A 3,976-nucleotide genomic window follows, 5' to 3' on the forward strand; every position below is an offset into this window, starting at 1 on the left:
CCACAACGCGTCCGGGCAGTACTTCTCCACGTCGCTCACACCAGCTCAACGAATGACCTTGCACTCCAACAACCCCAAACGACACACGGTCTAAGCGGGCGGGAAGCAGCGGCAGCGCGACGGTCGTGCGCGGCCCGGCCGAGGTCATCCATCGGGCGAGTTCGCCGTCGAGTTGACGCAGAGTGTTGTCCAGCTCGCGGTCGCGGACAGTGTTGTGGGTCTGGATGTACTCGCGCAGCGTGGCGGTGACGCGGTTGCGTTGGGCGAGCACCGCCTCGATGCCGCGCCTGATCAGCCCAACAGTGCCGCGCAGATCGCGGCGGTCGACGTCGTTGAGGATGTCCTCAGCCATGGGATGACTCAGCAGGGCCGAGAGATCTTCGCGCAGTTGCAGGAGCAGCTCGTCATCTCGGAGCAGGGTGAAGGCACCCTCGAATGCTCGGCCCTCGGCCGTGGCGCTCATCAGCGAGTCGGTGTGCCGCAGGTAGTCGTCGATCACCTCGCCGGCATGGCGGTCTTCTGCGCGAAACGACGCCAGGATCTGCGTGCGCAGGGCGGTGAACGCCTCCTGTACGCGGGCGAAGTCGCTCGGTAGCGCTGCCACCAACTGGAGCAGTTCGCCGTATCCCTCGAGCATGTAGTCGGCCGAGACGTGCGGCAGGTCGGCGCCTTCCAGCAGGCGGTCACGCTCGCGGGTCAGCCGGGCGATCTCGCTGTTGAGGATGTCTACCCGGGCGCCGCGGTCCGGGTTGACCTCGGTGTTGAACCGCCGCACCGCGTTGACGATCGTGGCGATCCGGTGCTCACTGAGACTGGCGCGTTCCCTCGTCAGGTTCGTGACGAGGTTGAGGGCGTCCTGGGCGTGACTGGTCAGCGTGTAGACCTCGGCGCCATCATCTTCGACGCTGCGGACAAGCCACTGCCCCCGCATCCACCGCATGCACAGATCACGACCGGTGCCGGATGGGAGATCGGTGAAGCCAGCGATCCGCAATTGATCAAGGTAGGTGTCGACCTGCGCGTGGAGTCGAGCGGTGGAGATGGTGCGGTTGTCCCGAGTGAACGCGCTGCGCAGCATCGCGATCACCACTTTCGCGTGGCCTCTGTACAGAAGTGTGAGGGTCGGCTGGTCGAACGCCCCAGCGACGCGGGCGAGCTCGCCGACGATGTCGCTCACCGGGCGCGGTCCGCTCTCGATGTCGGCCGGCAGGTAGGCCGTCGCGGTCTACGGTGTGGCCCAACCAGGTAGGACGGCGACCTGCCGACGCATCGCACAGCGGTAAACGTCGTGGCTCGCCCGCAGTCGCATCTCATGCAGCATCCCATCGGCGCGCTGTTGATTCGCACCCGATGATGCCAGCCGCTTCCGACAATTACCGGAGTCGTACAATCGTTCTAAAAATGTTCCCGTCTGACCGGTCCATGATCAGCTTTTCCTGAGTCGAGACGTTTGCCTGATCGTTTACGCGAACTGCGATTCCGAGATTCCCCCGACCATCAACGGACGCGGGCACATTTCACCTCATTCCATTTTTACTCGACGGATGCCGAATATTTCGGGTTGAAGCCCTCGGTCCCGCCCTGCGGTTTCGCGACGATGAGCCCGGCCCCGTCTTAAGGCACTATGCGCACCCGCTTCGAACGGGGCACCCCGGAACAACTGATCGCTATCGGACGTCACCTCCGTGACCTCGACGCCGACTTCGAGATCATCGTCGTGCAGCCCGGCGTCCAGAACCGCTGAGCGCGTCCGATGTCAAGGGCTTCGGGAGGTGTGGTAGTCGGGGCACATCGCCCGGCCAGGCGTTCCGTGAGTAGGTCGCTGTAGACGGTCGCCATCCTCGTTGGCGATGCGCCTGTCGATCAGGCGCACGAGCGCCACTGCCCAGGCGGTGGCACGCGAGAGCGGCGGCGCCGCTACGTACACGTTCCGGTGCCGCCGCGTAGCCACGATCAGGGCCGCTCAGGCCGGTCAGGAGGCCCAAAGGCCGCGTCATGTTCTCGCGGTTGACCGCTCGTCACAGCACAGCGGCGAGGCGGTCCAAAATCGGAACGCAGCGATCACCGGACACGAGGCGCGGCTCGGCCATCGCGAATGGAGCATCATCGCGCACGATCTTCAGAGTGCTGACGTAGCGCGAGTCGGCCGACAGGAAGATGTCCGCATCGACCAGGTAGGAGCTGTGTTGTTCATCGGCCGGGTTACCGCCTGAGATCTTCTGCGTGGTCTGGATGTGGCGAACAGCCCATCGGATCCAGTTTCTTGGTACAGCCTCAGCAGACGCGTCGTAGAGCCAGAACCGGGTGAAGTCCGCGCGGCTACTGCCAAGGCGGCGCAGGTCGACGTAGGCACCGACCCAGTCTGCGAAGATCGTGTCTTGCCGGGTCACGACGGCGCGGCCGGGGACCACCACGAGCTGATGCCAGTACAGGTCCCTGAGCTCGGCCCGCCATGCGTCCACCTCGTCGCCCTCGATCCATCCAGCGCGGTAGTGATCCGGCGTTTCGGGCGCAAGGCGGGCCTTGATGGCTGTCAATGGACGAAAATTGAACCGCGTTTCTAGCACGTCGTGGCGTTGGCGACGCTGCTGCCGCACTATGTGTGGGGCGATGGGCGGCTGAGCCTGCTGCCAGATGTGAAGGCGCTCGGACGTTTCTCGTGCCTGCCGCCAGATGGTTCTGGTCCAAAACGTGTTGAGCGAGGCGACGGCGGCGGTGTCCGGCATCGCACGCAGCCATGCTGGCCGCGCTCTCCGAATTTCGGCCACAACCTCGGCCGACTCAGACATGGCTTCGGTTGGCAGGCGCCGCCGGGAACCTGTGATGAGCGCTTCGATGATTCGCTGCCTGGGCTCGGGCACCGGAAGGTCCATCACCTCGACGAGTGTGCTCGGGGTGACGAGAACCTCCAGTCCGCGCGACTGCATGAACTCCCGGAACGGGCGGGAGGTGCCCTCATCTCCGAGAGATGACCAGATGTTGGTGTCGAGGAGGACCCGCACGACGTATCTACATACCCACCGCATGGGGGTTGTGTCAACGCAGATTGGCTGCGGATAACAGCGCTTGGGCTGCAGTGCGCGGGGGATACTCGGCTGGTCTCGTGCTGTGATCGGCTCCTCGCATGCGCGTCTTGCCAGACGTGGCTCAACAGCGGAACGAGCCGATCGACCGCGGTGAAATGCGCAGCGCTGGCGATCGGGCCAGTCAGGCCCGCGGCCGCGAGCAGGGCCCGCAGCGTACCCAAGCTGATGCCATGGCTCCAGTGCACCGCCGCGTTGAGGTGCTGCACATCGGCCGCGGCGGACAGGGATCTGATTCGGCCCTGTTGTACGTAGGCCGAGCCGAGATCGGCCCACGTCGACCAGTCCTTCGGCACATCGACGAGCCGCCGACGAGCGGCTCAAAGCTGCGGTGGGCAGCGTTTTCAGGGCCTGCGGGCACTGCGGGAAGGACGTCTCCAACCGCGCGCCCCAGACGCGGTTCTGCAACAAACGACGTTCGGTGCGCGAGCCGGTGCAAGGCGGCGAGAATGTGCTTTCTGCGGGGGTGGCATCGGGACCGACAAATCGGTCGCGGACGGCTCGGCGCCGCATTCGCCTTGACCGCCGCCATTTGTGCCTCGGACAGTCGCACCGTCAGCCGATGCACGCGCGGATCGCCGTCGCTGTGGCACGCCGCCGGCGCTGGCTCGCACATGCCGACCAGACCAGCGCTCGACCCGCAAGCGACCCAACGTGCGTCAAGGTTCGCTTGATACGGCGGGCCCGGGGGCGGCAGTCCGCTCCCACCTGGGTGGGTCGATGGCAGACGGGCTCACGAGGACTTCGCCCACTGGGCGTAGGAGACAGGCAGGTGACCCGCCGGTCGGGCCGGTCGGCGCCTAGTACTGCTACGGAGGTTCGTTACTTTTGGCGGCTTCGAGTCGTTTGCGGTAGTGGCTGGCTTTCGCTTGGGCTTGCCGGTGACGGCGCCA

Annotated in this window: 2 protein-coding genes; both read right to left on the reverse strand. The window is 65.4% G+C overall.

Features of this window, described 5'->3' with window-relative positions; translation table 11 throughout:
* A partial coding sequence (locus tag ACGFH9_RS30755; RefSeq protein ID WP_393226364.1) for a DUF3375 family protein occupies positions 1–1,177 on the reverse strand: 1,177 nt, incomplete at its 3' end.
* A gap of 841 nt (positions 1,178–2,018) precedes the next feature.
* Positions 2,019–3,002, reverse strand: coding sequence for a hypothetical protein (locus tag ACGFH9_RS30760; RefSeq protein WP_393226366.1), 984 nt, complete (start codon positions 3,000–3,002; stop codon positions 2,019–2,021).
* Positions 3,003–3,976 lie beyond the last annotated feature (974 nt).

It is taken from the genome of Micromonospora sp. NPDC049102 (assembly GCF_043197485.1).
Taxonomy (GTDB): domain Bacteria; phylum Actinomycetota; class Actinomycetes; order Mycobacteriales; family Micromonosporaceae; genus Micromonospora.